General features: G+C 58.6%; 25 protein-coding genes, 1 tRNA gene and 2 rRNA genes. 20 read left to right on the plus strand and 8 right to left on the minus strand.

Going from position 1 to position 25567, the window contains the following annotated elements:
- Positions 1-89 precede the first annotated feature (89 nt).
- Positions 90-2921, plus strand: a 23S ribosomal RNA gene (locus AB3Y40_RS17235).
- Between the two features lie 91 nt (positions 2922-3012).
- Positions 3013-3127: ribosomal RNA gene (gene rrf, locus AB3Y40_RS17240) — 5S ribosomal RNA — on the plus strand.
- A 262-nt stretch (positions 3128-3389) separates the two neighbouring features.
- Here rrf and AB3Y40_RS17245 read toward each other — a convergent pair.
- Complete coding sequence (locus tag AB3Y40_RS17245; RefSeq protein ID WP_369440110.1) at positions 3390-4106, minus strand: hypothetical protein; 717 nt, start codon at positions 4104-4106, stop codon at positions 3390-3392.
- 152 nt (positions 4107-4258) lie between these two features.
- On the opposite strand from AB3Y40_RS17245, the gene AB3Y40_RS17250 reads away from it, so the two are divergent.
- The 9 genes from AB3Y40_RS17250 to uvrC all read left to right on the plus strand — a co-directional run bounded on the left by AB3Y40_RS17250 (position 4259) and on the right by uvrC (position 13020).
- Positions 4259-4335: transfer RNA gene (locus tag AB3Y40_RS17250), tRNA-Met, on the plus strand.
- A 118-nt stretch (positions 4336-4453) separates the two neighbouring features.
- Positions 4454-5152 carry a fumarylacetoacetate hydrolase family protein gene (locus AB3Y40_RS17255; RefSeq protein ID WP_369440111.1) on the plus strand — a complete coding sequence of 233 codons (699 nt, stop codon included), beginning with the start codon at positions 4454-4456 and terminating at the stop codon, positions 5150-5152.
- Positions 5149-6369, plus strand: coding sequence for a glycosyltransferase family 4 protein (locus AB3Y40_RS17260; RefSeq protein WP_369440112.1), 1221 nt, complete (start codon positions 5149-5151; stop codon positions 6367-6369). Before AB3Y40_RS17255 ends, AB3Y40_RS17260 begins: the two co-directional genes overlap by 4 nt.
- A gap of 78 nt (positions 6370-6447) precedes the next feature.
- Entirely contained in the window at positions 6448-7374 is a 927-nt protein-coding gene (locus AB3Y40_RS17265; RefSeq protein ID WP_369440113.1) for an ABC transporter ATP-binding protein, read from the plus strand.
- Positions 7371-8132, plus strand: a complete 762-nt coding sequence (locus tag AB3Y40_RS17270) for an ABC transporter permease (RefSeq protein ID WP_369440114.1) — start codon at positions 7371-7373, stop codon at positions 8130-8132. Before AB3Y40_RS17265 ends, AB3Y40_RS17270 begins: the two co-directional genes overlap by 4 nt.
- Before the next feature lie 52 nt (positions 8133-8184).
- Entirely contained in the window at positions 8185-8979 is a 795-nt protein-coding gene (locus tag AB3Y40_RS17275; protein WP_369440115.1) for a S49 family peptidase, read from the plus strand.
- Between the two features lie 168 nt (positions 8980-9147).
- On the plus strand, positions 9148-10092 hold the full coding sequence (locus AB3Y40_RS17280) for a calcium/sodium antiporter (RefSeq protein ID WP_369440116.1): 945 nt from the start codon (positions 9148-9150) through the stop codon (positions 10090-10092).
- Entirely contained in the window at positions 10092-10871 is a 780-nt protein-coding gene (locus tag AB3Y40_RS17285) for an SDR family oxidoreductase (RefSeq protein WP_369440117.1), read from the plus strand. The genes AB3Y40_RS17280 and AB3Y40_RS17285 overlap by 1 nt, the downstream gene beginning before the upstream one ends.
- A gap of 283 nt (positions 10872-11154) precedes the next feature.
- The gene (uvrC, locus tag AB3Y40_RS17290; protein WP_369440118.1) at positions 11155-13020 is read left to right on the plus strand and encodes an excinuclease ABC subunit UvrC; all 1866 of its coding nucleotides are present in this window, start codon (positions 11155-11157) and stop codon (positions 13018-13020) included.
- On the opposite strand, the gene AB3Y40_RS17295 is transcribed toward uvrC, so the two are convergent.
- The gene (locus tag AB3Y40_RS17295; protein ID WP_369440119.1) at positions 13017-13856 is read right to left on the minus strand and encodes an AraC family transcriptional regulator; all 840 of its coding nucleotides are present in this window, start codon (positions 13854-13856) and stop codon (positions 13017-13019) included. The genes uvrC and AB3Y40_RS17295 overlap by 4 nt on opposite strands.
- 94 nt (positions 13857-13950) lie before the next feature.
- Between AB3Y40_RS17295 and AB3Y40_RS17300 the strand changes: the two genes are divergently transcribed.
- From AB3Y40_RS17300 to AB3Y40_RS17315, 4 genes are all read left to right on the plus strand, one after another.
- Positions 13951-14343 (plus strand): hypothetical protein, encoded by a 393-nt coding sequence (locus AB3Y40_RS17300; RefSeq protein WP_369440120.1) that lies wholly within the window; start codon positions 13951-13953, stop codon positions 14341-14343.
- A 70-nt stretch (positions 14344-14413) separates the two neighbouring features.
- A complete protein-coding gene (gene pgsA, locus AB3Y40_RS17305) occupies positions 14414-15079 on the plus strand; it encodes a CDP-diacylglycerol--glycerol-3-phosphate 3-phosphatidyltransferase (protein WP_369440121.1) in 666 nt (221 codons plus the stop codon).
- Positions 15079-15324, plus strand: coding sequence for a molybdopterin converting factor subunit 1 (moaD, locus tag AB3Y40_RS17310; protein ID WP_369440122.1), 246 nt, complete (start codon positions 15079-15081; stop codon positions 15322-15324). Before pgsA ends, moaD begins: the two co-directional genes overlap by 1 nt.
- Before the next feature lies 1 nt (position 15325).
- Positions 15326-15793, plus strand: coding sequence for a molybdenum cofactor biosynthesis protein MoaE (locus tag AB3Y40_RS17315; RefSeq protein WP_369440252.1), 468 nt, complete (start codon positions 15326-15328; stop codon positions 15791-15793).
- Here the strand turns inward: AB3Y40_RS17315 and AB3Y40_RS17320 are convergent.
- A complete protein-coding gene (locus tag AB3Y40_RS17320) occupies positions 15729-16316 on the minus strand; it encodes a DNA-3-methyladenine glycosylase I (RefSeq protein WP_369440253.1) in 588 nt (195 codons plus the stop codon). The genes AB3Y40_RS17315 and AB3Y40_RS17320 overlap by 65 nt on opposite strands.
- A gap of 60 nt (positions 16317-16376) precedes the next feature.
- Here AB3Y40_RS17320 and AB3Y40_RS17325 point away from each other — a divergent pair, with 60 nt between their 5' ends.
- The 4 genes from AB3Y40_RS17325 (at position 16377) to AB3Y40_RS17340 (ending at position 20585) form a co-directional block, all read left to right on the plus strand.
- Positions 16377-17198 carry an EAL domain-containing protein gene (locus AB3Y40_RS17325; protein ID WP_369440123.1) on the plus strand — a complete coding sequence of 274 codons (822 nt, stop codon included), beginning with the start codon at positions 16377-16379 and terminating at the stop codon, positions 17196-17198.
- Positions 17199-17337: 139 nt separating this feature from the next.
- Positions 17338-18513, plus strand: a complete 1176-nt coding sequence (locus AB3Y40_RS17330) for an acetyl-CoA C-acetyltransferase (protein ID WP_369440124.1) — start codon at positions 17338-17340, stop codon at positions 18511-18513.
- Positions 18514-18603: 90 nt separating this feature from the next.
- The gene (gene phbB, locus AB3Y40_RS17335; protein WP_369440125.1) at positions 18604-19329 is read left to right on the plus strand and encodes an acetoacetyl-CoA reductase; all 726 of its coding nucleotides are present in this window, start codon (positions 18604-18606) and stop codon (positions 19327-19329) included.
- 308 nt (positions 19330-19637) lie between these two features.
- On the plus strand, positions 19638-20585 hold the full coding sequence (locus AB3Y40_RS17340) for a transcriptional regulator GcvA (protein WP_369440126.1): 948 nt from the start codon (positions 19638-19640) through the stop codon (positions 20583-20585).
- Between the two features lie 33 nt (positions 20586-20618).
- Here AB3Y40_RS17340 and AB3Y40_RS17345 read toward each other — a convergent pair whose 3' ends face one another.
- From AB3Y40_RS17345 to AB3Y40_RS17355, 3 genes are all read right to left on the minus strand, one after another.
- Positions 20619-20786: a YdcH family protein gene (locus tag AB3Y40_RS17345; protein WP_369440127.1), complete on the minus strand. Its 168-nt coding sequence runs from the start codon at positions 20784-20786 to the stop codon at positions 20619-20621.
- A gap of 118 nt (positions 20787-20904) precedes the next feature.
- A complete protein-coding gene (locus AB3Y40_RS17350) occupies positions 20905-21666 on the minus strand; it encodes a tRNA1(Val) (adenine(37)-N6)-methyltransferase (RefSeq protein ID WP_369440254.1) in 762 nt (253 codons plus the stop codon).
- A complete protein-coding gene (locus AB3Y40_RS17355; protein WP_369440128.1) occupies positions 21650-21868 on the minus strand; it encodes a putative signal transducing protein in 219 nt (72 codons plus the stop codon). Before AB3Y40_RS17355 ends, AB3Y40_RS17350 begins: the two co-directional genes overlap by 17 nt.
- Positions 21869-21925: 57 nt before the next feature.
- Between AB3Y40_RS17355 and AB3Y40_RS17360 the strand changes: the two genes are divergently transcribed.
- Positions 21926-22924 (plus strand): polyprenyl synthetase family protein, encoded by a 999-nt coding sequence (locus AB3Y40_RS17360; RefSeq protein ID WP_369440129.1) that lies wholly within the window; start codon positions 21926-21928, stop codon positions 22922-22924.
- Here AB3Y40_RS17360 and AB3Y40_RS17365 read toward each other — a convergent pair.
- Entirely contained in the window at positions 22921-23772 is an 852-nt protein-coding gene (locus tag AB3Y40_RS17365; RefSeq protein ID WP_459554004.1) for a 4-(cytidine 5'-diphospho)-2-C-methyl-D-erythritol kinase, read from the minus strand. The two genes, AB3Y40_RS17360 and AB3Y40_RS17365, sit on opposite strands and share 4 nt — an antisense overlap.
- Positions 23765-25456, minus strand: coding sequence for a tetratricopeptide repeat protein (locus AB3Y40_RS17370; protein WP_369440131.1), 1692 nt, complete (start codon positions 25454-25456; stop codon positions 23765-23767). The genes AB3Y40_RS17365 and AB3Y40_RS17370 overlap by 8 nt, the downstream gene beginning before the upstream one ends.
- Positions 25457-25567 lie beyond the last annotated feature (111 nt).

A 25567-nucleotide genomic window follows, 5' to 3' on the forward strand; every position in this document is an offset into this window, starting at 1 on the left:
CTGCAATGTATGCATTTTGATCTAAGGCCCTCTTTTGATTACGATACAAAAGGGAGAGGGCGAGAAGAAGTCTGACTTCTTCTGGATCAAATCAAGCGCGAAAAGGGCGTTTGGTGGATGCCTTGGCAGTAAGAGGCGATGAAAGACGTGATACTCTGCGATAAGCCATGGGGAGCTGAGAATAAGCTTTGATCCATGGATTTCTGAATGGGGCAACCCACCTGATACTTTGTTATTACTATCCGCAAGGGTGGCTAATAATGAGGTAAACCAGGTATTTTTAACCTGAATACATAGGGTTAAAAAAGCAAACCCGGGGAACTGAAACATCTAAGTACCCGGAGGAAAGGAAATCAACAGATACTCCCCTAGTAGCGGCGAGCGAACGGGGACCAGCCGAGCCATGAGTGTGATTAGAATAGTCTGGAATGACTAACCATAGTGGGTGACAGTCCCGTATAAGAAGCATGATTGGACGTATTAAGTAGGGCGGAACACGTGAAATTCTGTCTGAACATCGGAGGACCACCTTCGAAGGCTAAGTACTCCTTACTGACCGATAGCGAACCAGTACCGTGAGGGAAAGGTGAAAAGCACCCCGACGAGGGGAGTGAAACAGTACCTGAAACCGAACGCCTACAATCAGTTGGAGGGCCCTTGAGGCCTGACAGCGTACCTTTTGTATAATGGGTCATCGACTTAGTGTATCTAGCAAGCTTAAGCCGTTAGGTGTAGGCGCAGCGAAAGCGAGTCTTAATAGGGCGACTGAGTTAGATGCATTAGACCCGAAACCGAGTGATCTAGGCATGTCCAGGATGAAGGTAAGGTAACACTTACTGGAGGTCCGAACCCACACCTGTTGAAAAAGGTCGGGATGAGGTGTGCCTAGGGGTGAAAGGCCAATCAAACTCGGAGATAGCTGGTTCTCTGCGAAATCTATTTAGGTAGAGCGTCGGACGAATACCATCGGGGGTAGAGCACTGAATGGGTAATGGGGGCCCACAGCCTTACTGATCCTAATCAAACTCCGAATACCGATGAGTAATATCCGGCAGACACACAGCGGGTGCTAACGTCCGTTGTGGAGAGGGAAACAACCCTGACCTACGACTAAGGCCCCTAATTCATGGCTAAGTGGGAAAGCAGGTGGGACGACCAAAACAACCAGGAGGTTGGCTTAGAAGCAGCCATCCTTTAAAGATAGCGTAACAGCTCACTGGTCTAAATAAGTTGTCCTGCGGCGAAGATGTAACGGGGCTCAAGCCATGAGCCGAAGTCTAGGATGCACATAGTGCATGGTAGCAGAGCGTAGTGTGACATAACTCCAATCCATATCAGCACCCTCGGGTGTTGTGATGGATACGGAGTTTTCTGTGAAGCCGGCGCGTGAGCGATCCGGTGGAGAGATCACTAGTGAGAATGATGACATGAGTAGCGACAAAGGGAGTGAGAGACTCCCTCGCCGAAAGTCCAAGGGTTCCTGCTTAAAGCTAATCTGAGCAGGGTAAGCCGACCCCTAAGGCGAGGCCGAAAGGCGTAGTCGATGGGAACCAGGTTAATATTCCTGGGCCAGGAGGATGTGACGGATCGAGACTGTTGTTCGCCCTTATCGGATTGGGCGGGCCGCTTATCGGTTCCTGGAAATAGCCCTCCATGAGATCGTACCCTAAACCGACACAGGTGGACTGGTAGAGAATACCAAGGCGCTTGAGAGAACCACATTTAAGGAACTCGGCAAAATACCTCCGTAAGTTCGCGAGAAGGAGGCCCGGTTTTTACGCAAGTAGAGGCCGGGGGCACAAACCAGGGGGTGGCGACTGTTTACTAAAAACACAGGGCTCTGCGAAGTCGCAAGACGACGTATAGGGTCTGACGCCTGCCCGGTGCCTGAAGGTTAAAAGGAGGAGTGCAAGCTCCGAATTGAAGCCCAGGTAAACGGCGGCCGTAACTATAACGGTCCTAAGGTAGCGAAATTCCTTGTCGGGTAAGTTCCGACCTGCACGAATGGCGTAACGACTTCCCCGCTGTCTCAAATGTGGACTCAGCGAAATTGAATTGCCTGTCAAGATGCAGGCTACCCGCGGTTAGACGGAAAGACCCCATGCACCTTTACTATAGCTTCGCACTGGCATCAGACACAGTATGTGCAGGATAGGTGGTAGGCTTTGAACCGGAGACGCCAGTTTTCGGGGAGCCTCCCTTGAGATACCACCCTTATTCTGTTTGATGTCTAACCGCGGCCCGTTATCCGGGTCCGGGACCCTGCGTGGTGGGTAGTTTGACTGGGGCGGTCGCCTCCCAAAGTGTAACGGAGGCGCGCGAAGGTTGGCTCAGAGCGGTCGGAAATCGCTCGTTGAGTGCAATGGCAGAAGCCAGCCTGACTGCGAGACTGACAAGTCGAGCAGAGTCGAAAGACGGCCATAGTGATCCGGTGGTCCCGAGTGGAAGGGCCATCGCTCAACGGATAAAAGGTACGCTGGGGATAACAGGCTGATGGTGCCCAAGAGTCCATATCGACGGCACCGTTTGGCACCTCGATGTCGGCTCATCTCATCCTGGGGCTGGAGCAGGTCCCAAGGGTACGGCTGTTCGCCGTTTAAAGAGGTACGTGAGCTGGGTTTAGAACGTCGTGAGACAGTTCGGTCCCTATCTTCCGTGGGTGTAGGATACTTGAGAGGAGTTGCCCCTAGTACGAGAGGACCGGGGTGAACGATCCACTGGTGGATCTGTTGTCGCGCCAGCGGCAGTGCAGAGTAGCTATGATCGGACAGGATAACCGCTGAAGGCATCTAAGCGGGAAGCCCCCCTCAAAACAAGGTATCCCTGAGAGCCGAGGTAGACCACCTCGTCGATAGGCCAGAGATGTAAGCGCAGCGATGCGTTCAGTTGACTGGTACTAATTGCTCGATAGGCTTGATTTGATCCAGTAGAAGGGAGACCTTCGACTGATCTTCAAGATACATACACTTACATTAGCCGTATTTGGCTTGGAACCTGATTTTGTTTATTTGGTGTGGTGGTCATAGCGTGAGCAAAACACCCGATCCCATCCCGAACTCGGCCGTTAAGTGCCACAGCGCTGATGGTACTGCGTCTTAAGACGTGGGAGAGTAAGTCACTGCCACACCTAATAAGCAAAATCAGGGTATCTCTCTGCGATGATCATAACAAACGGCGCCGCTCTGCGGCGCTTTTTGCGTTTTTGGGCCAGGAATTCCGAAAGTACGCGATAAGAACCGACCGATATGTCGATGCGGCCGCATTTTTGGTGGTGCGCGCCACAAATCTTAATGGTTAACGTGCCTTAAGGTGTCGATGCGCTTGGTCTGTGCATCAGTTCTGCATCATCTGTGCATATTGCAAAAACGCGTTAATCGCCCTCCGGCGGGTCAGCGTTCGATGGTCCAATCTGCATGTCCCAGATCATCCAGAACCGCTCGAACCTGGTCCCGATCCTCGGGAACAAATCGATCAAGCAAGTGGGTGGAGTTGATCTTGGCCAACGGTGCGGAAAGGTCCTGTTCTGCAAGCCCCAAAAACGCGACGATCTGCCCGAAATAACCTGCCAGAATGTCGCTATAGCTTATGAAAAGGCAGGGTCCCACAGCGCGATCAGCGACATCCGCAAACCGCCGCGTCTGGTTGCGCACGAATTTGCGAAACGCCGCTTCGTCAAAGTGGATCATGCCGCTGTTGCCCGCTTTGTCGTCAGATTGCCGGTGCCAAACGCCCGATGCCCGCGCCAGTTCTCGCGAGGTGAAGCCGCCCAATTTGTTCTTTCTTTCCAGTACGATCTTGTGAATGTTCGGATCCCGCAGCAGCGTGTCACAGGTGGATTTCTCTTGCCCGGGCCACATTTTAAACCCGACACATTGTTTGCCGTCCCCATGGTTCAGGACCGCATAGGCAAAGCGCGTCGGATCGTCATCGCGCAGGTTTAGGTCATGTCGGGCAAGAAAATCCGCGCTAAAATCGTCCTGCGAGCGTTTGCGGTGAAAGATCTCTTCATGCGCACGCACATCGGGGTGGTTGGCAAGGGTGCGCATCACCACAGTTGTGCCGCTGCGCGCCGTGGAAATCAGGACAAATCGGGTCTTGGGCGGCATGGATGTCTCTTGGATGACGTGTCGCGACAATCTGTGCGTGTGGTGGTCCTGTCAACGCTGCTTTTCGCGGAAAAAAGCCAAAAGAATCGGTGGATTCACCGGTCCGCCCCCTTGCGGTCCCGCCTGCATCGGCATAATTAACGCAGACTTGGCGCGGGATGGAGCAGCCCGGTAGCTCGTCAGGCTCATAACCTGAAGGTCGTAGGTTCAAATCCTACTCCCGCAACCAAGACAAGCCGCCCTTTGGGGCGGTTTTGTCGTTTCTGGGTGGGGGTCATCGCCCCGTCGCGTTGGACAGCCCAGCCTGCACGCCGTAAGACGAAGGCGCACCAGATTGGAGCCTCGCGATGTCCTTTGTCTTTCCGCCCCGTGCTTTGCCCGAACTGCCTGTCGCTGGCCACCCAGATGTCTATGCCGTGGCGCGGATATTCTGTGTCGGACGCAATTATGCGGCCCACGCTGCTGAAATGGGTGGCGAAGTGGATCGCGAAGCACCGTGGTATTTCACCAAGTCGGCCTTTGCCCTGGCGCAAAGCGGACAGACGCTGCCGTATCCGCCCGGAACCGCGAATTATCATCACGAGGTCGAGCTGGTGATCGCTGTTGGCGCGCCAGTGTTTCAGGCAGATGAGGCCGCTGCAGAAACCGCGATTTACGGCTATGCCTGCGGGCTGGATATGACCCGCCGGGATCGGCAGCAGGACGGCAAGGACCATCGCCGCCCTTGGGATCTGGGCAAGGATGTTGAAAACGGCGCGGTGATCGGAGCGATCACTCCTGCTTCGGATTTTTCGGGCCCTCGCGGGCAGCGCATCCAACTTAGCATCGGCGATGCATTGCGGCAGGATGCGGTGCTGGACGACATGGTCTGGTCCTGCGCAGAGATCATCAGCCATTTGTCACGCTACTATCATCTGCAGCCCGGCGACCTGATCATGACCGGCACGCCTGCCGGTGTTGGACCGGTGCAGCCGGGTGATCTTTTGACAGGTCAGATTGATGGTTTGCAGCCCGTGACGCTGACGATTGGTGCGCCGCAAGCATGACGCTGCGGACGGTCATAATTGTCAGTGACAGTGCACAAGTTGATGGTGGGTTAGGCAAGGTTGCCGTCACCTCGGCCATTGCCTTGTCCGAAATGGGCCTGCGCGTGATCTTCTTTTGCCCGATTGCCGGCATTGATCCTAGGCTAGAGGCAGCCGGTGTCACGGTGCACTGTCTGGGGCAAACCGCCCCGTCCGAGGACCCCAGCCGCTGGCGCGGCATGATGCGCGGGATCTGGAACCGCGACGCGGCAGGCGCCCTGCGTGATCTGGTCCTCGAGCACGATCCTGCGACGACAGTGCTGCACTGCCACGGGTATTCCAAAGCCCTATCGCCCGCGATTGGCCCGATCCTGACCGGAGGGCCTGTGCGTTGCCTTTATACAATGCACGAATTCTTCCTTGCTTGTCCGAACGGTGGGTTTTTCGATTTTCCGCGTGCGCAGATTTGCTCTCGCAAGCCACTGGGCCTGTCGTGCCTGACCACGCAATGCGACAGCCGCCACGCAGTTCACAAGGTGTGGCGGACGGCGCGGCAGGTTGCACTGCACGGGCCGGGGCGGATGCCGCGCCGATTGCGGGATGTTGCCTTTATCTCTGACACGCAAAAGCAGGTGATGGTCCCGTACTTGGCGGCAGAGACGCGATTGCATCGTGTCCCGAACCCCGTGGATTTGGGCAAAGGGCCACGAGTTGCGGCTGAGGACAACGACGCGTTTGTCTTTGTCGGACGGCTGGAGCCGGATAAGGGCGCGTTGGATTTTGCGCGTGCCGCCAAAGATGCAGGTGTGCGCGCGGTTTTTGTTGGCGCGGGGCGACAAGAGGCCCAGATCAGGGCGCTTTTGCCCGACGCGCAGATTACGGGCTGGGTCGGGCCTGATGCGGTCGCCTCGTATTTGGCGCAAGCGCGCGCGCTGGTTTTTCCAAGCCTTTGGCAAGAGACGTTTGGACTGGTCGCCTATGAGGCGTTGGGGCGCGGGGTGCCGGTGATCACAGGCGCATGGAACGCCGCGCACGAAGGAATTGCGCAGGGTGAAACCGGCCTGATCTACGATATGCCGGATCAGCTGATGGCCACGCTGAAAGCAATGGATGCCACCACGGCGGGGCGCATGTCTCAAGCCGCTTTTGCGCGCAGAGACACCTATGGGCTGTCGCCGCGGGCCCATGCCACGCGACTGGTTGAAGTCTATCAGACGCTTTTGCAGGAATGCACATAGACCTCTCATTTGGGTGGTCTTTTCACTTCTGACATGCGCCGATAGGGTGACGACAAGTAGCCACCAGAAAGAGACGTCATGTCCAGCATTGTGTCCGTCAAGAACCTGCGCAAATCCTATGCCGGTGGGTTCGAGGCGTTGAAATCCGTGAACCTGGAGATCGAAGAGGGTGAAATTCTCGCCCTGCTCGGGCCGAATGGCGCGGGGAAAACGACATTGATTTCAACGATTTGCGGGATCACCGTTGCGACATCCGGGCAGATTGAGGTGGGTGGGCATGACACGGTCACGGACTTTCGTGCCGCGCGCAATCTGATCGGATTGGTGCCGCAAGAGATCAATCTGGAACCGTTTGAGACTGTGATGAACACGGTGCGGTTTTCGCGCGGGTTGTTCGGCAAGCCCCGCGACGACGCTTATCTTGAAAAGGTGTTGGAGCAATTGTCGCTGACCGACAAGAAGGACGCCAAGATCATGATGCTGTCGGGCGGCATGAAACGGCGGGTGCTAATTGCCAAAGCGCTGAGCCATGAACCGCGCGTCCTGTTTCTGGATGAACCGACAGCGGGCGTGGATGTCGAGCTTCGCAAGGAGATGTGGGAGGTCGTCGCAGGCCTGAAGGCCAGCGGTGTGACGATCATTCTGACGACTCATTACATCGAAGAGGCCGAGGCGATCGCCGACCGTGTTGGCGTCATCAGCAAAGGCGAAATTCTGGTTGTGCAGGACAAGGCCGAGATGATGGCCCAGATGGGCAAGAAACAGTTGCGGGTCGATCTGGCAGAGGCCTTCAGCGCGGTGCCTGACGCCTTGTCCCACTATGGGTTGGAGCCAAGCGAAGACCGCATGTCTCTGACCTATACCTATGACACCCGTAGCGACCGCACCGGCATCCGCACCCTGCTGAATGATTTGTCAGAGGTCGGGTTGAAGATGGTTGATCTGCAAACACAGCAAAGCAGTCTTGAAGACATCTTTGTGGGAATGGTGAAGGAAGACTCATGAACCTCACAGCGGTAAAATCCATCTATATCTTTGAAATGCAGAGGTTTTTCCGGACGATCACACAAAGCCTCGTCTCGCCGGTTCTGTCGACCTCGCTTTATTTTGTGGTCTTCGGGGCGGCCATCGGCAGCCGGATTCAAGAGGTCGAGGGTGTGAGCTATGGCGCGTTTATCGTGCCCGGACTGATCATGTTGAGCGTGATGACGCAGGCCACGTCAAACGCCAGTTTCGGGATATATTTCCCAAAATTCATTGGCACGATTTACGAGTTGCTATCGGCGCCCGTGAACTTTCTTGAGATCACAATCGGCTACGTGGGCGCTGCTGCGACCAAGGCGTTGTTTATCGGTGTGATCATTCTGGCCACAGCGTTTCTGTTCGTTGATATCCAGATCGCGCACCCCTTTGCGATGCTGGCGTTTCTGGTGATGACCTGTTTCAGCTTTGCCTTGCTGGGCTTTATCATCGGCATCTGGGCGGGCAACTTTGAACAATTGCAGTTGATCCCGCTCTTGATCATCACGCCGCTCGTTTTTCTGGGTGGATCGTTTTATTCGATCACCATGTTGCCCCCTGTCTGGCAGACGATCACCATGTTCAACCCGGTGGTCTATCTGATCTCCGGTTTCCGCTGGTCGTTCTTCGGTACTGCTGATGTGGGCATCGGGTCGTCGCTTTTTGCGATCCTGCTGTTTATGGCGATCTGCCTGACGACGATTTGGTGGATTTTCCGCACAGGCTGGCGGATTCGGCAGTGACGTGGGGGATGCGCCCTTGTTGCAGGCCCTCATGCGGCCTAAGTCATTCGGCATGAAGCACCTTATCCCGTTCATGAAAACCGAACCGCTGGTGAATGTGATCCGCCTTCAGGGCGCGATCAGCAACAGCGGTCAGGGGTTGGATGATCCCTCGCTTGCAGCTGTCATCGAAAAGGCCTTTCGCAGGGGTAAACCTGTGGCCGTCGGATTGCAGATTAATTGTCCTGGCGGAAGCCCGGTGCAGTCTTCACTGATTGCCGCGCGCATTCGCCGTCTGTCCGAGGAAAAAGAAGTTCCGGTATTTGCCTTTGTGGAGGATGTCGCGGCCTCTGGCGGATATTGGCTGGCCTGCGCCGCAGATGAGATTTACGCCGACGCCAGCAGCCTTGTTGGGTCCATCGGCGTGATTTCGGCGGGGTTCGGAATGCAAGACCTGATCGCGAACTACGGAGTCGAACGGCGGGTGCATACGGCGGGGACGTCAAAATCGATGCTGGATCCATTCCAGAAAGAAAAGCCCGCAGATGTGAAGCGCCTGAAAGGGTGGCTGGATCAGCTGCACGAGAATTTCATCGCGCACGTCAAGGCGCGGCGGGGGGCCAAGTTGTCTGACAACAAGGCGTTGTACACTGGCGAAGTCTGGATTGGCGCGCATGCGGTGGTCGAAGGGTTGATCGACGGTGTCGATCATCTGGTGCCGTTCATGAAGGCACGGTTTGGCGACAAGGTGCGCCTGCGGCGCTATGGCCCGCGTCGCAGCCTGTTCCAGCGCCTAGGCGCCAGCATCACGGCGGCGACGGTAGCCGGGATCGAGGACCGCGCCGCCTTTGCCCGGTTCGGGCTTTGACATGCTGATCAAGGTTGTTGCCCTTTTCCTGGCCTTTATGGCTGTACTGGCGATGTTCGGCAAAGTCCGCTTGCCCGGACAAGCCCGACTTGCGTCGGCAAAGTGCAAAGGGTGTGGGCGATACCGCATCGGCAAAGGGCCCTGTGCCTGCGGGCGAGGAAAGACCTGATGGATTGGATTTATGTCATCGTGGGTCTGGTGATCCTGCTGCTGGCAGGCGACAGCCTTGTCAAAGGCGCGGTCAACATGTCGTTGCGGCTGGGCGTTCCTGCGCTGATCGTGTCACTGACGATCGTGGCTTTTGGCACCTCCGCGCCAGAGTTGCTGATTTCGGTTCAGGCCATTCTCGACGGTGTGCCGGGGATTGCCATCGGGAACGTGGTAGGATCCAACACGGCCAATGTGTTGCTGGTGCTGGGTATTCCCGCCCTATTGGCGGCGATGCACACGTCTGAATGTGACACGCGCAAAAGTTATCTGCAGATGATTGCGGCCACCGCCCTTTTCATCGCGCTGGCGTTCACGGGCGTGTTCACATGGTGGAGCGGGCTAATCCTGCTGGCGGCTTTGGCCGCGATGCTTGGTTACGCGGTGCTTGAAGTTAAGCGCCACCGCCGCGCCTGCGCCGGTGACGAGGACGAAGAGATCGAAGGCGCGGACCCGAACCTTGGCTGGGCCAAGATCGCGATGTTTCTCGTGCTGGGCATGATTGGCCTGCCATTGGGGGCGAGCCTTCTTGTGGATGGGTCTACGAATATCGCGCGGTCTTACGGCATAACCGAGACGGTGATCGGTCTGACCCTCGTGGCGATTGGCACCTCCCTGCCAGAGCTTGCGACAACAGTAATGGCCGCACTACGCCGTCAGGCGGACGTCGCGCTTGGCAATGTGATCGGGTCGAACATGTTCAACCTTTTGGGCATTATCGGTGTGGCGAGCCTTGTGGGACCGATCCCGGTCGATGACCAATTCCTGAGCTTTGATCTGTGGGTCATGCTGGGCGCATCGCTTCTGTTGATCCCGTTTGTGTTCCTGCGCCAGAACATCACCCGCGTTTGGGGCGTCGTGCTGAGTGTAGCCTATGTCACCTATCTGGTTGTGGTGCTGGTCTGATGCCCACGGCCTTGGTCACAGGTGGTGGCGCGCGGCTGGGGCGCGCGATGGCGCTGTATCTGGGTGGGCGCGGCTATGACGTGGCGGTGCATTATGCAAGCTCTGGCGATGGCGCGGCAGAGGTCGTGACCGAGTTGGAAGCGATGGGACAGCGTGGCGCGGCGTTGCAGGCTGATCTGCTGGACGAGGCGGCCGCGCAGGCGCTGTTACCTGCCGCTGCAAAGGTGCTGGGCGGGCCGGTGACCTGTCTGATCAACAACGCCTCGATCTTCGAATATGACAACATCGGCAGTGCCACCCGCAAGAGCTGGGACCGGCATATGGAAAGCAATCTGCGCGCGCCCTTTGTGCTGACGCAAGCCTTGGCGCAGCAGGCCCCGGACCCGGTGATGGACGCGCATGACGAACCCGTCGCGCAGGCGCTGGTCGTCAACATGTTGGATCAAAGGGTGCAAAAGCTGACACCGGAATTCATGACCTACACGATTGCCAAGATGGGGTTGTGGGCGATGACACGCACCGCAGCTCAGGCGCTGGCCCCGCGTGTGCGGGTTAATGGCATTGGTCCGGGCCCGACCCTGAAGGGGCATCGTCAGTCAGAGCAACACTTTGATCGGCAACGCAAAGCCACCATTTTGGGCCGTGGCGCTGACCCCGAGGGGATCACCGCAGCGTTGGGATATCTGTTGGACGCGCGGGCGGTGACGGGTCAGATGATCGCAGTTGATGGCGGTCAGCACCTGGCCTGGCAGACGCCCGATGTGCTGGGGGTCGAATGACGCCGCGGCAAGTTGTGCACTACGCCGGGCAAGCGTCACAATTGATTTACAAAAGCTTAACGTTATCAGCGGCTTGGCGTGTGGACGAAAAAATACACAGTAAAAACAATAGCTTACAATAGTGCCTAAAAATTAGGCAAAGCGATGAAACCCGCAAAAACCAAAGAGGAATCGCGCGACATCAGAATTTGCCCACGGAGTTATCCACAGAAAACGGGGATACCTTTCATCTTGTTCCCGACCAACTATCGTTGCAGCAGGCAATAGAATCACAGGTGACACCTTGCCCGAGGCCAAGACCAGCACTTTGACCGGTTACGACGTCATTCAGGGATACCTGCGCACCCTTGACGGGTCGCCCGGTGTCTACAGGATGTTGGATGCCGAAAGCCGGGTGCTATACGTCGGCAAGGCGCGCAACCTCAAGGCGCGGGTCAGCAGCTATGCCCGGCCCGGTCAGCACAGCCCGCGCATTGCCCGGATGATCAACGAGACAGCTTCGATGATGTTTCTGACCACGCGGACAGAGACCGAGGCGTTGTTGCTGGAACAGAACCTGATCAAGCAACTTAAGCCGCGCTACAACGTGTTGTTGCGAGATGACAAATCGTTTCCGAATATTCTCGTCGCCAAGGGCCATGACTTTCCAAAAATCAAAAAGCATCGCGGGGCCAAGAAGGAAAAGGGCGACTACTATGGCCCCTTTGCAGGGGCAGGAGCGGTCAACCGGACGCTAAACCAGTTGCAGCGGGTTTTTTTGCTGCGCAACTGCACAGATGCCGATTTTGAGACGCGGACGCGTCCTTGTCTGCAGTACCAGATCAAACGCTGTACAGCCCCTTGCGTCGGAAAGATCGACAAGGATGCCTATGCCCAAAGCGTGAAAGACGCAGAGAGCTTTCTGCAAGGGCGGACCAAGGGGATTCAGGAAAGCCTTGCCCGACAGATGGGCGAGGCGGCAGAGGCGATGGAATACGAACGTGCAGCGGCCCTGCGCGATCGGATCAAGGCACTCACACAGGTGCAATCGGCACAAGGCATCAACCCCAAGGGCGTGGCTGAGGCGGATATCATGGGGCTGCACATTGATGGTGGACAGGCTTGTGTGCAGGTGTTTTTCATCCGCGCCAATCAGAATTGGGGCAACCACGACTACTATCCGCGCATCGCAGGTGATGAGGACCCCGCAGAGATCATGCAGGCCTTTGTCGGGCAGTTCTATTCTAACCGCGAACCGCCGCGCGCGCTGATCCTGAGCCACGGCCTGGACGACACTGATCTGATGGCAGAGGCGCTTGCAGATAAGGCGGGTCGCAAGGTTGAGATCACCGTGCCGCAACGGGGCGAAAAGGCAGAGTTGGTGCAGGGTGCACTGCGCAATGCGCGCGAAAGCCTTGCGCGCAAGATGTCGGAAAGTGCCACGCAGGGGCGGTTGCTGAAAGGTGTGGCTGCGGCCTTTGACCTTGAAAAGGTACCAGAGCGGATTGAGGTCTATGACAACAGCCACATTCAGGGCGCGCATGCGGTGGGTGCGATGATTGTGGCCGGGCCTGAGGGGTTCGAGAAGAACCAGTATCGTAAGTTCAACATTCGCGGTGATGATCTGACCCCTGGCGATGACTTTGGCATGATGAAAGAGGTGCTGACCCGACGCTTTCAGCGTCTGCTGAAAGAAGACCCCGACAGGCAGTCCGGCAACTGGCCGGACCTGTTGCTGATCGACGGCGGGGCCGGACAGGTCAGCGCAGTGCGCGAGATCATGGAAGACCTTGGCGTAGGCGATGTGCCGATGGTCGGCGTGGCCAAGGGGATCGACCGCGACGCGGGCAAAGAAGAATTCCACCGCACCGGCAAATCGGTGATGGCGCTGCGCCACAATGATCCGGTGCTTTATTTCATTCAGCGGATGCGGGACGAGGTGCATCGGTTTGCCATCGGCACCCATCGCGCCAAACGCTCCAAGGCTATCGGGGCCACGCCGCTGGACGACGTACCGGGCGTCGGGGCTACCCGCAAGCGGGCGCTGCTGGCGCATTTCGGGTCGGCCAAAGCGGTGTCACGCGCAAATCTTGCGGACCTCAAGGCGGTTGAGGGCATATCCGACAGCCTTGCACAGACCGTTTACGACTTTTTCCACGAAAACGGCTAGGGCGCGGCCTGCTTTTGCACCAAGGCCCGAAAGGCGTCAGACCGGCCAAGGAAGGTTGAAAACAGGTCGTCGGGGCTGCGCAGATAGGCCAATGGCGAGGTGCCTAGAAACGCGCGCATTGCATTGTTGAAATGGGCTTGGTCGTAAAACCCAGCCTCAACCGCGAGTGCGGCAAGGGTTGCGGTGTCGTCCTGCTGCATCGCCGTGAAGGCGAGGTTGAGCTGTTGCACCCGCGCGAAAAATTTTGGCGAAAGCCCCACAACATTTTTGAACCCGCGTTCCAACTGACGCTGGCTTATTGCAAGGCTGCCCGCCAGGTCGGTGATCTTGATTTGTCCTCCTGCCTGTTCGATCAGGGTTGCCGCTTCTTTGATCCAACCCGGTACGGAAAATGGTGCGGCGGCCTGCCCTGACAGGGCTGCAACAAAGCGCTGGGCCGGGGGGTCGCTGTAAGGTGCGTCGAGGGCAGCAAACGGTGCCAGATGCCGCAGACTGCTGGCCTGATTGACGCAATCTGCCCCGGCGATGCCAGTCAGCTCTGTCAAGCCGGTGGCGGTACATTCGGCCAGCAGATGCCCCAAACGGCCATCATATCGCACGGTAATGTCGTCAGACGTTATCTGCCCTGCCACGTGCGGGCCATCCTGAAGTTTGGCGTTGGGCGGGGTTGCATCTTTGGCGCCGACAGTCCCGCGATAAACCCAGCCAATATAGCTGTATCCCGTTGGTGCGGGGCGCACCTCGGCGGTGATCGGCGCTTCATGGTCGGCATGCACGATCCGACGCACGTAAGGCCGCAAGTCTGGCGGCACATCAAGAGGGCGGTATGCAATCATCGGCGGGGCCCTGCGTCCGGTGTCGGGTTTTTCCAATACCGATCCACTGGTCAAAGGCACACTGTCGCCATTCATTTATAGAAGGAATTTGAAAATGCAGTCGACAACACTTTGCGATTATCAGGTTTTGCGCGATACCCCGTTCACCCTTGATGCTGAAAGCAGCCCGGCCAGCGAGCGGACCTTTCATTTCACCATGCCGCCGGACCTTGAGCTTGGCGACGGGTTGCGCCAGCCGATCCTGTCCTTTGCCGCCAATGTGCAAAAGGCCGCCAGCTTTCGGATATTCCTGAATGCGCGCGAGATCATCACGTTCAATATGGGCAAGGCCAAGACCCGCAGTATGCTTGAGCCATTCAATGCGCAGACGGCCTTTCCCGAAGGTAGCAGTGCGCCCGCGCAGGTGCCGCTGCGCATTCTGATGCAAAGGGGAAAGATCGGGTTCCAGAACCTGATCCTGTTCTACCAGATCCGACGCGACGGCTGATCCGGCAGAAATCCGGGGCGGGCGGCTTTGGTGGCTGGCATCGCCCCGGACATCGCGCTACGCATGGGGTATGACGTTTAACCTGCCCAATATCCTGACCATCCTGCGCCTTTTTGCTGCGCCCGGTGTCGCGATCATGTTTCTCTACTTTGCGCGTCCGCTCGCGGATTGGTGCGCGTTGATCCTTTTTGTGGGTGCCGCGGTCACGGATTTTGTGGATGGCTATCTGGCGCGAGCATGGAAGCAGGAAAGCGCCTTTGGCGCGATGCTGGACCCGATTGCCGACAAGGCGATGGTGATCATTGCGCTGCTGGTCATCATCGGATTTTCGTCTTGGTCACCCTGGCTGGTCTTGCCCGCCACAATGATCGTATTTCGCGAAGTTTTCGTCTCGGGCATGCGCGAGTTTCTGGGCGCCAAGGCCGGTCTGCTGAAGGTGACCAATCTGGCCAAGTGGAAGACAACCGCACAGATGGTGGCGATTGCCACGCTCTTTGGGCAGGGCATCTTTCTGCATCACCAGATCGAACGAACTATCGGCATGGACCCGCAGATGGTCGAGGATATTTTCGCAGGCACCATCCCGGATGAGGTGGGCCTGCTGTGGCTTGAACAGGCCTATGCGGTGACGGGCTGGGCGGGGCTGGCGCTGCTTTGGATTGCGGCAGTGCTGACGCTGATCACCGGCTTCGACTATTTCCGCAAATCGCTGCCCTTCCTGCGCGAGGGCGCGTGATGGAGGTGTTGTATTTCGCATGGGTGCGAGAACGGATCGGACTGCCGAAGGAGCGGGTCGAAACCGCGGCTGCGACAGTCAGCGATCTGGTTGCTGAACTAGTCGCCCGCGAAGAACGCTATGCTGCAGCCTTTGCCGACATCAGCGCCTTGCGCGTCGCCGTGGATCAGGAATTGACCGATTTTGATGCACCACTGGCGGGCGCGCGCGAGGTGGCTTTCTTTCCGCCGATGACGGGTGGCTGACATGGACATCCGGGTGCAGGACGCGCCGTTTGACTCAGGCGCAGAGCTGAACGGGTTTTCGGCGCGCCAGTCTGATGCTGGCGCTGTTGTCAGCTTTACCGGGATCGTGCGGGATGTTGCGGGCGGCTTGCAGCATATGCAGATTGAACACTATCCAGGCATGACCGAAAAGGCGCTGACCCAGATCGCGCAAGAGGCCGCAACGCGCTGGGCGCTCAGCGATGTGCTTGTCATTCACCGGTACGGGGCGCTGACCCCAACAGAGCCGATCATGATGGTCGCGACGGCCAGCGCGCACCGCGCTGCGGCCTTTGCAGCTGCGGATTTTCTGATGGATTACCTCAAATCCCGCGCACCTTTCTGGAAGAAAGAGGTGTTGGCAGAAGGCGCGGATTGGGTCGCGGCTAAGGCCGAAGACGAGGATGCGCTGCACCGTTGGACAATGGACCGTGACAGCGGCACGTCGTGATGTGGTCGTTGACCAGCCCTGTGGCCTGCATAAAGGCATAAACGATCGTGGGACCGCAGAACTTGAACCCGGCGGCTTTGAGGTCCTTGGATATTTGCTTTGATAGCGGAGTCTCTGCGGGCACATCGGCCATAGTGGCGCGGTTGGGCTGCAACGGCCTGCCATCCACGTAGCGCCACAGAAACTGGTCAAACCCTTCGCGGGCCTCGATCTCTTGCCAGGCGCGGGCATTGTGGATGGTCGCTTCGATCTTGCCGCGGTGACGGATGATGCCTGCGTCCTGCAACAGTCGCTGCACATCTGTTTCGCCCCATGTGGCGATCTCGTGCGGGTCAAAACCGGCGAACGCCGCGCGAAAGTTGTCGCGTTTCTTGAGGATCGTGATCCAGCTAAGACCTGCCTGGAAGCCGTCAAGGATCAGCTTTTCCCACAGCGCGCGGCTGTCAAATTCCGGCACGCCCCATTCGGTGTCGTGGTAGTCCAGATAGATCGGGTCGGGCCCGGCCCAGCCGCAACGGTCCATTGGTTTGTTCATTGTCTTTAACGCTCCGTTAGGCGAAAGGGGCCTAGTGTCGGGTATTCCATGACGGATACCCAGATGAACGCCACGTTGCCCAATACGCTGGACCGTGACCAGCCCCCTCCGGACCCGCTTGCCTTTGCCGTGGCCAGCCGGGATGCCGACGTGCTGGCATTGGTGCGGTCGGCTTTGGCGGCAGGACGGGCGCGGTTGGCGTTCCAGCCCGTCGTCTTGACACATGACCACAACGTCGTGGCCTTTTACGAAGGGTTGGTGCGGGTGCTGGATGACGCAGGCCGGGTGATTCCGGCGGCGCATTTCATGCCAGTGGTGGAAGAAACCGATCTGGGGCGCGAAATTGACACTGCCGCCCTGAACCTGGCGTTTGATATGCTGCGCAAGAACCCCGACATGCGGCTGTCGGTCAATGTCTCAGCGCGGTCTTTTGGCGATGGCCGCTGGCGGCGTGCTTTGGAAGAAGGGCTGACACGGCGCGGCGCGCTGGGCGACCGTCTGATCTTTGAGATTACGGAAACCTCAGCGATGATGTTGCACGAGGTTGTTGTCCGCTTCATGAGCGAGATGCAGCCGCGCGGTGTTGCTTTTGCGCTGGATGGGTTTGGCGGCGGGTTGATCGCATTTCGCCACCTCAAGGAATTCTTTTTCGATCTGGTCAAGGTCGACAAGAGTTTCGTGAAGGGCGTGGCCCATGACCCCGATAATCAAGTACTCGTCGAAGCGCTGATCACAGTAGCCCATCAGTTCGAGATGTTTGCCGTGGTCGAAGGGGTCGAAAACGCGGCTGATGCTGAATTCCTGTCCCAGATCGGGGCCGATTGCTTGCAAGGATATCATATCGGGTCTCCGCGCTTTGCATTGCGATAATGCGGAATCGCGTTGCCCTGACGCCCCGTAAGCCCTAAAAACGCTGCAACGCAGCAGACCGGGGCTTACTGCTTCTTGTTTCGTTTTACGTGTTTTGTACTCCGGTCTGATCAACGTCATACGTTTGAGAGGACACAACATGACCAACGTCGTAATCGCATCTGCAGCCCGTACACCTGTCGGCAGTTTCCTGGGGTCTCTTGGCGCCGTGCCTGCCCATGATCTGGGTGCCGCTGTGCTGAAGGCTGTCGTGGAACGCGCGGGGATTGATGCCGCTGATGTGAGCGAAACGATCCTGGGTCAGGTGCTGACCGCGGCCCAAGGCCAGAACCCTGCGCGTCAGGCACATGTGAACGCAGGTCTGCCGATTGAAAGCGCGGCTTGGGGCATCAACCAGGTGTGCGGCTCTGGCTTGCGGGCTGTGGCCCTTGGCGCGCAGCATATCCAACTAGGTGATGCAGCGATTGTCGCCGCGGGCGGGCAGGAAAGCATGTCGCTGTCTCCCCACGCCGCTGCCCTGCGCACCGGTCAGAAGATGGGCGATATGAAGTATATCGACACCATGATCCGCGATGGTCTGTGGGATGCGTTCAACGGATATCACATGGGTCAGACGGCTGAAAACGTTGCCGAAAAATGGCAAATCAGCCGCGACCAGCAGGATGAATTCGCCGTTGCCAGCCAGAACAAGGCCGAGGCCGCACAGAAAGCTGGCAAATTCGCCGATGAGATCACCGCCTATACCGTCAAGACCCGCAAGGGCGACATCGTTGTGGATCAGGATGAATACATCCGCCACGGCGCCACGATGGAAGCCATGCAGAAACTGCGCCCGGCCTTCATCAAGGACGGCACCGTAACTGCCGCTAACGCATCGGGCCTGAACGATGGTGCGGCGGCCACTTTGCTGATGACCGCAGACGAGGCTGAAAAGCGCGGGATCGAGCCACTGGCGCGCATCGTGTCCTATGCGACTGCGGGTCTGGATCCGGCGATCATGGGTGTCGGCCCGGTCAGCGCCAGCCGCAAAGCGCTGGAAAAGGCGGGTTGGAAGGCCGAAGACCTTGATCTGGTCGAAGCTAACGAAGCCTTTGCCGCACAGGCCTGTGCTGTGAACAAGGAAATGGGGTGGGATCCTGCTGTGGTGAACGTCAACGGCGGTGCCATCGCTATCGGTCACCCGATTGGTGCATCCGGCTGCCGCGTATTGAACACGCTGCTGTTCGAAATGAAGCGCCGCGATGCCAAGAAGGGTTTGGCGACCCTATGTATCGGTGGCGGCATGGGCGTTGCCCTTTGTGTTGAGCGCCCGTAAATCGTGACGCTACGCAACCGTTGCGCAATAAAGTTGCGCAACGGTTTTTGTTTGCCTAATAACATTACACACTAATTGGAGGAGACTGAGATGGGACGTGTCGCAATTGTGACCGGTGGTTCGCGCGGAATTGGCGCGGCAATTTCAACCGCGCTAAAGGATGCAGGCTATGCCGTGGCCGCGACTTATGCGGGCAACGATGAAAAGGCCGCCGCCTTTACCGCCGAAACCGGCATCAAGACCTACAAGTGGGACGTCGGAAATTATGACGCCTGCAAAGAGGGGATCGCGCAAGTCGAGGCTGATCTGGGCCCGGTTGAGGTGCTGGTCAACAACGCGGGCATCACCCGCGACGCGCCATTCCACAAGATGACGCCTGACCACTGGCAGGCGGTGATCGACACCAACCTGAGCGGTCTGTTCAACATGACCCATAACGTTTGGGGTGGGATGCGTGAGCGCAAGTTCGGGCGCGTGATCTCGATTTCTTCGATCAACGGTCAAAAGGGTCAGTTCGCGCAGGCTAACTATGCTGCGGCCAAGGCGGGTGACATCGGCTTTACCAAGGCGCTGGCACAAGAGGGCGCGCGCGCAGGCATCACCGTGAACGTGATCGCACCCGGCTACATCAACACCGAAATGATGAGCACGATCCCCGAAAAGGTGATGAACGACGTGATCCTGCCGCAGATTCCCGTTGGGCGTTTGGGCGAAGCAGAAGAAATCGCCCGGGCGGTTGTATTCCTTGCCGCGGACGAGGCCGGTTTCGTGACCGGTTCGACCCTTTCGGCCAATGGCGGTCAGTACATGACCTGACGCGCATCGCGCAACATGAACAAAGGGCCGCGCTGATGCAGCGCGGCCCTTTTTCGTTCGGCGGCCCGTTCGGCACCGTCGGAGCGAATTACTTGCGCAGCGTCAGCATGCGCCACAGATCCCGCATCATTTCCCCGCGCGCGTTGTGTGCATCTTCATAGGCGTGGCGGGCGCGGTTGCTTGTTGCGATCTCGAACATGGTTCAATTCCTTTCGGGGCGTCGTTGTGTTGATCCCAATATGCGCATTGAAACGCTGCACGACAAACGAGTCTTTCTATTGGATCAGTTAAGCTGTATTTAACTGAAGATGTCTGACCGCCTGCCCCCGCTGACCGCATTGCGCGCCTTTGACGCCGCCGCGCGCCATATGTCATTTGCTAAAGCGGCAGAGGAATTGTTCGTCACACCGGCGGCGCTGTCCTATCAGATCAAATCACTTGAAACGGCCTTGGGGCAGCCCCTGTTCCGGCGGCTGAACCGCGCGGTGGAGTTGACACCGGCAGGTCGCGCGCTGGCCCCTGGTGTGGCCGACGCTTTTGGCACGATGACGGCAGCATGGCGCAACACGCGTCGGATGACGGACACGGGTGTGCTGACCGTGACGGCGGGCCCGGCCTTTACATCAAAGTGGCTGGCGCCGCGCATGTATTCCTTTGCGCAAGCCCACCCCGAGATCGAGCTGCGGTTTCTGGCCAGCTTGCGGATCATTGACTTTGACCGGGACGAAGTTGATGTGGCGATCCGGTTTAGCCTCGGGCACGACAAGGATGTCTATGCCCGCCCGCTGATCCGGGAATGGATGACACCGATGATGACGCCCGAGTTGGCGCAGACCATCAAGACCCCAGATGATCTGCGCCAAGCGGTTCTGATTCACGACGATTCAATTGCCTTTTTCAAACACCCCACAGATTGGCCGGCATGGCTGCGGGCGAGCGAGATCGCGTTCGATGCCACGCATGGCCCCCGCTTTTCGCAGGCAGACCACGCATTGGATGCCGCGATTTCAGGTGTCGGGGTCGTGTTGGGCCGCGTTTCGCTTGCGACCCGCGCGCTGGAGGCTGGCCGATTGGTCGCGCCGTTCGAGCTGGGGCTGGTGGCCGACGCGCAATTTCGGTTCATCTGCCCCAAGGGCTCGGAAACCCGCCCGCAGGTTGCCGCGTTCGAGGCCTGGGTGCTGGAAGAAATCCAAACATCATTGAAATTTGAGGAAGGTCGGCGGTTTGTCCAGTCGCGTGACATCGAACCGGGGTAGGGCGCTGGCGGATCCCGCCAACGCCAGAAGCAACTAGTGGGCTGAGAGCCGCGAGATTTCTTCTTTCAGAACGAGCTTTTGCTTTTTCAGTCGCGCAATTTCAAGGTCATCGGTGGCAGGCGAGCGCTGCAGCGCCTCTACCGAATCTGACAGATTTTGGTGTTTTTTCTTCAGTTCCTGCAAATGCGAACTCAAGCTCATGGTCGTCCTCCTGTGAAAGATTGCGATACTTCATCTCACCACACTGCCACATGTTTGTCACGCGGCGGTGCAGCGATCCGAAGCAGGTCCAGATTGCTGTGCAATTCTTGCTGAAAAGTTAAAGAGCAATGTCCAATTTCGCGCCACCGCGCAAAACCTGACTGATCTGCGCGGAATAGCTTTCCCTGTCGCCGTCATGGGCGGCACCGTCATGCATAATCAACGGTGGGGCCATGACAAAAGGCGCGCGCCCGGAATGGATCGCGCGCAGCAGAAAACGCCCCGGCGGTTTGCCTGCACGGCCCGCGATCGGGCGCAGCACCACGCTGCCCAACCGCCCATCAAGCGCGCGCAGCACCTCTGGCAGGCGTTCCATGCGCTGGATCAGGGTCAGATGCCCCTTGGGGGCCAGACGTCTGATGCCGACGTCCAGCCAATCCGCCAAAAGTGTGTCGCCACCAAAGGCCAGATCGCGCCCGGGGTCTTTAGCGGCAGTCCCGTCCTCCCGCGCAAAGTAGGGCGGGTTCATCATCACATGTGTGAATTGCTGGTGCCGGATAGGTTCAGGCAGGGTGCGCAAGTCAGTCTCGACCACGGTCAGTGGCAGGCCGCTCTCAGCGGCGTTGCGGCGGGCAAGCGCGGCATAGTCACCCTGCACCTCGACCCCGGTGACCGTGACCCCAACGACACGGGCCGCCAAACAAAGGCCCGCAGCACCTGCGCCACAGCCAAGGTCCAGCACGGTGTCACCAGAACGGGCAGGCACGGCTGCGGCTAAAAGCACCGGGTCCACGCCCGCGCGATAGCCTTTGCGCGGCTGCCACAGATGCACCTTTCCCCCCAGAAAGGCATCATGGGTCAGGTCAGTCACGTCCCAGATCAATCTGCGCGTCGCGCATCACGGCCTCTGCAATAAACAAATCACGATCCGCCACCATTAGCCGACGCGGCATTATGCCTATGCTGCCTTCGAGGACGCTCATATTTACGTCAAACTCAAACACGGGTATATCCTCGGATCGCAACAGGGCGGTTGCAAAAGCGATGATGGTCGGGTCATTGGTGCGCAGAAGCTCTTTCATGTTCATGACGTAAGACGCGCGTGCGTTTTTGTCCATTCACCTGACGGATAGCACCCTATGGGCCTAGATCACGCTACTACAAAACCGCATGAGCAATTGGCCGCAGCCTTGGCCGACGACTTGGCGGCGGTGAACGAGATGATCCGCGCACGCATGGCGTCTGAAAACGCCCCGCGCATCCCCCAGGTAACGGCGCATCTGGTCGAGGCAGGCGGGAAACGGTTGCGGCCCATGCTGACACTCGCCGCCGCGCGGATGTGCGGCTATGACGGGCCCTATCATGTGCATCTGGCCTCCACGGTGGAGTTTATTCACACCGCGACCTTGCTGCATGACGATGTCGTTGACGAAAGCAAACAGCGGCGCGGGCGACCAACGGCGAACCTGCTCTGGGACAACACCAGCAGCGTGCTGGTCGGTGATTACCTGTTTGCGCGGTCGTTCCAGTTGATGGTCGAAACCGGGTCCATGCGGGTCCTCGACATTCTGGCCAATGCCGCGGCGACAATTGCCGAAGGCGAGGTTTTACAGCTGACGGCAGCGGCCAATCTGGCAACCACCGAAGAGATTTATCTGAAAGTCGTGCGCGGCAAGACAGCGGCGCTCTTCTCAGCGGCGATGGAAGTGGGTGGCGTGATTGCCGGGCGTGACGACGCACTGGTGCAGGCGCTTTATGACTACGGCGACGCGCTTGGCATTGCATTTCAGATCGTCGATGACCTGTTGGACTATGGCGGCACCGATGCCACCGGTAAGGACGTTGGCGATGATTTCCGCGAGCGTAAGCTGACCTTGCCGGTGATCCGCGCTGTGGCTGCGGCAGACGCCGACGAACGCGCATTCTGGGAGCGCACGATCGAAAAAGGCCGCCAGGACGAAGAAGACCTCGACACAGCGCTGGGCCTGATCGCCAAACATGGCACGATGGCGACGACGCGCGCAGATGCCGTCGCTTGGGCCGCGCGCGCCAAAGCCGCACTTGACCCGGTTCCGGCCCATCAGATCAAGGACATGCTGGTCGATCTGGCAGATTACGTGGTGGCGCGGATCGTCTAAAGGACAAGGGCGGGTGCCACCCACCATCCCATTTCGCTGACCTGAATTGCGCGGGCGACGTGGCGTGCATCGGCCATGTTGCGCACCAATCCAAAGCACGTAGCTCCGGACCCCGACATGCCCGCGATGCGGACCTTGGGCATTGCTGTCAGCTTGGCCAAGGTCGCGTCAATTTCTGGTGTCAGGGCGCGGGCAGGTGGCAGCAGGTCATTGCGCTGCTGTTCCAGCCAATGGGCAAAGCCATCAAAATCGCCCGCGCGCGGGATCGGTGTCATCGCCGGATTACTGCGGCTGGATAGTCCGCGAAAGATGCCCTGTGTCGGCACCTTTACACGCGGGTTGACCAGCACGACCGCACAGTCGGGCAGGTCGGGCACCGGCGTCAGTGTTTCCCCGATCCCGGTCATGTGCTGGGCGGTCGGGCCCGCCATGCAAACCGGCAAATCCGCCCCAAGCGCCAGCACCTTTGACGCGTTTGGTGGCAAGGGTGCGACATTCCACAGCTTTGCCAGCAGCCCAAGGGCGGTGGCCGCGTCCGAGGACCCGCCACCGATCCCGGCGGCATTGGGCAGATGTTTTTCAAGGGTGATGGCGGCGCCTTCGCCGATGCCGCACGCATTCCGCAGCAGCTCTGCTGCGCGGATCACCAGATTGGTGTGATCGGTCGGCACCCCGTCCGAGAACGGACCGCTGACGGTGATCCGCAGATCAGGCGCAGCGGTGACGGCGATCTGATCCGCGACATCGGCAAAGACCACCAAACTGTCCAGCAAATGGTAGCCATCGTCACGCTGGCCGGTGACATGCAGCGTCAAGTTGACTTTCGCAGGGGCCGGGGCCCTAAGGATCATCGTTCGCCACGGTCATCGGTTCTGCCCCTTCGGCGGCCAGCACGGCATCAAGCCCCTGTTCGAGCTTGGCACGGATGCGGGTGGCCAGTTCTTCATCGGGGTCAAAGGACAGGGCGCGGTTCCATTGGAACGCGGCCTCGATCTTGCGCCCGACGGCCCAATAGACGTCACCCAGATGGTCGTTCACGATCGGATCGACCGCTTCGAGCGCGGCAGCACGTTCCATATGTACCACGGCTTCTTCATAGCGGCCTAACTGGAACAGCACCCAACCCAGGCTGTCGACGATGGCCCCGTTGTCTGGCCGCGCGGCAACGGCGGTTTCGATCATCTCCAGCGCCTCGTCCAGCTTTTCACCGCGTTCTACCAGCGAATAGCCAAGGTAATTCAGAACCTGCGGCTGGTCAGGGCGCAGGGCGAGAGCGGCACGAAAGTCAGCCTCTGCCGGGGGCCAATCGTCCTGAGCGTGGGATGTTATCGCCCGCGCATATAGCACCAACCAGCGGTTTGGATCTTCGGGGCCATAAAGATCAAGGGCTGCGCTATATGCTTCGTGCGCGTCGGAATAACGTTCCTGTTCGCGCAACACATCGCCCAGTTTGGAGTGCACAAATGGCAGCGCTGCGTTGGTGCGGGCCAGCGCCTCTGCCACCTCTATCGCGGCGTCCGGTCGGTCCAGACGGCGCAGCGCATCAATGCGGGCCATTTCCGCGTTGGGAAAAGAAGGCGAGGATTGCGGCACGCGCGCCAGCGTTTCGCTGGCCAGTTCGTACTGGTCCATGGTTTGCAGCAATGCTGCACTCAGCATGATGGCATCGGTGTTGGTCGGATCGAGGTATTCCGCAATGCGTGTGTATTGTATGGTGTAGGTTTCCTGCGCCTCGCCGCGCAGCAAACCGGCAATCATGTGAATGACCTCGCCAAAACCTTCGGTCGGGCCGGCCACAATTGTAAACGGTAGAGCCTCGCCCGATGTCAGGCGATCACGCAGCAGGGCTAAGCCGGGGTCAAAGCTTTGTCCAAAGGCGGAATCGAGCATATCCAGCGCATCTGCGTTGCGGTCCAGCTGGCTGAGTACCTGCGCGTGGGCGATGGCTGCGCGGGCGGTCAGCGGGGCCTGACCCGGCGCGCCAAAGATCGCATCGGCACCCTCAAAGTCACCGACAGAGGCAAGGGCCAGCGCCTTGTGGTAAAGGCCGTAGGACCGCATGCCTTCGGTTTCGATCACCTCGTCAAAGCTGGCGATGGCTTGGGTCATCTTGCCCAGCCCGACTGCCGCCCAGGCTTGTGCGAGGCCATCCACTAGCGGCGACACGCTGCGCCCGGTTTCAAGGTTGTCAAAGATCGCCATCCAGTCGCCAGACTTGGCCGCCTTTGCGACGAGCACCAGATTGGCGGTCTGACTTTCGATGCCAAGATCCACCAACACTTGTGCCACAGGAGCCGCCCGGTCCACCTGACCCAGCGCGACAAAAGAGGTCACAGCGCTTTCCAACAGCAAAGGATTGCTGGGATCGCTGATCAAAGCCTTGGTATAATATTGCGCGCCTTCGGCGAAATCGCTGGAAACGGCGGCTTGCCGGGCGGCCAGATAGGCCCCTGCATCAACCTCTGCCCAGGCGGGCGATACGCCGCACAAAATCCCTGACAGCAATAAACTGCGCACTATTGGTTTGAACACGCGAAACGCTCCTTCAAAAACTGCCCCAGAGGCGACCCTATGAGGTCGCGCGCGCAGGCGCAAATGACAGGACGTCACAGTGGCGAAATATTGCGACCAAATGATGAAGGG

Origin of the sequence: Yoonia sp. R2331 (genome assembly GCF_041103235.1) — a bacterium.
Lineage (GTDB): Bacteria > Pseudomonadota > Alphaproteobacteria > Rhodobacterales > Rhodobacteraceae > CANMYO01.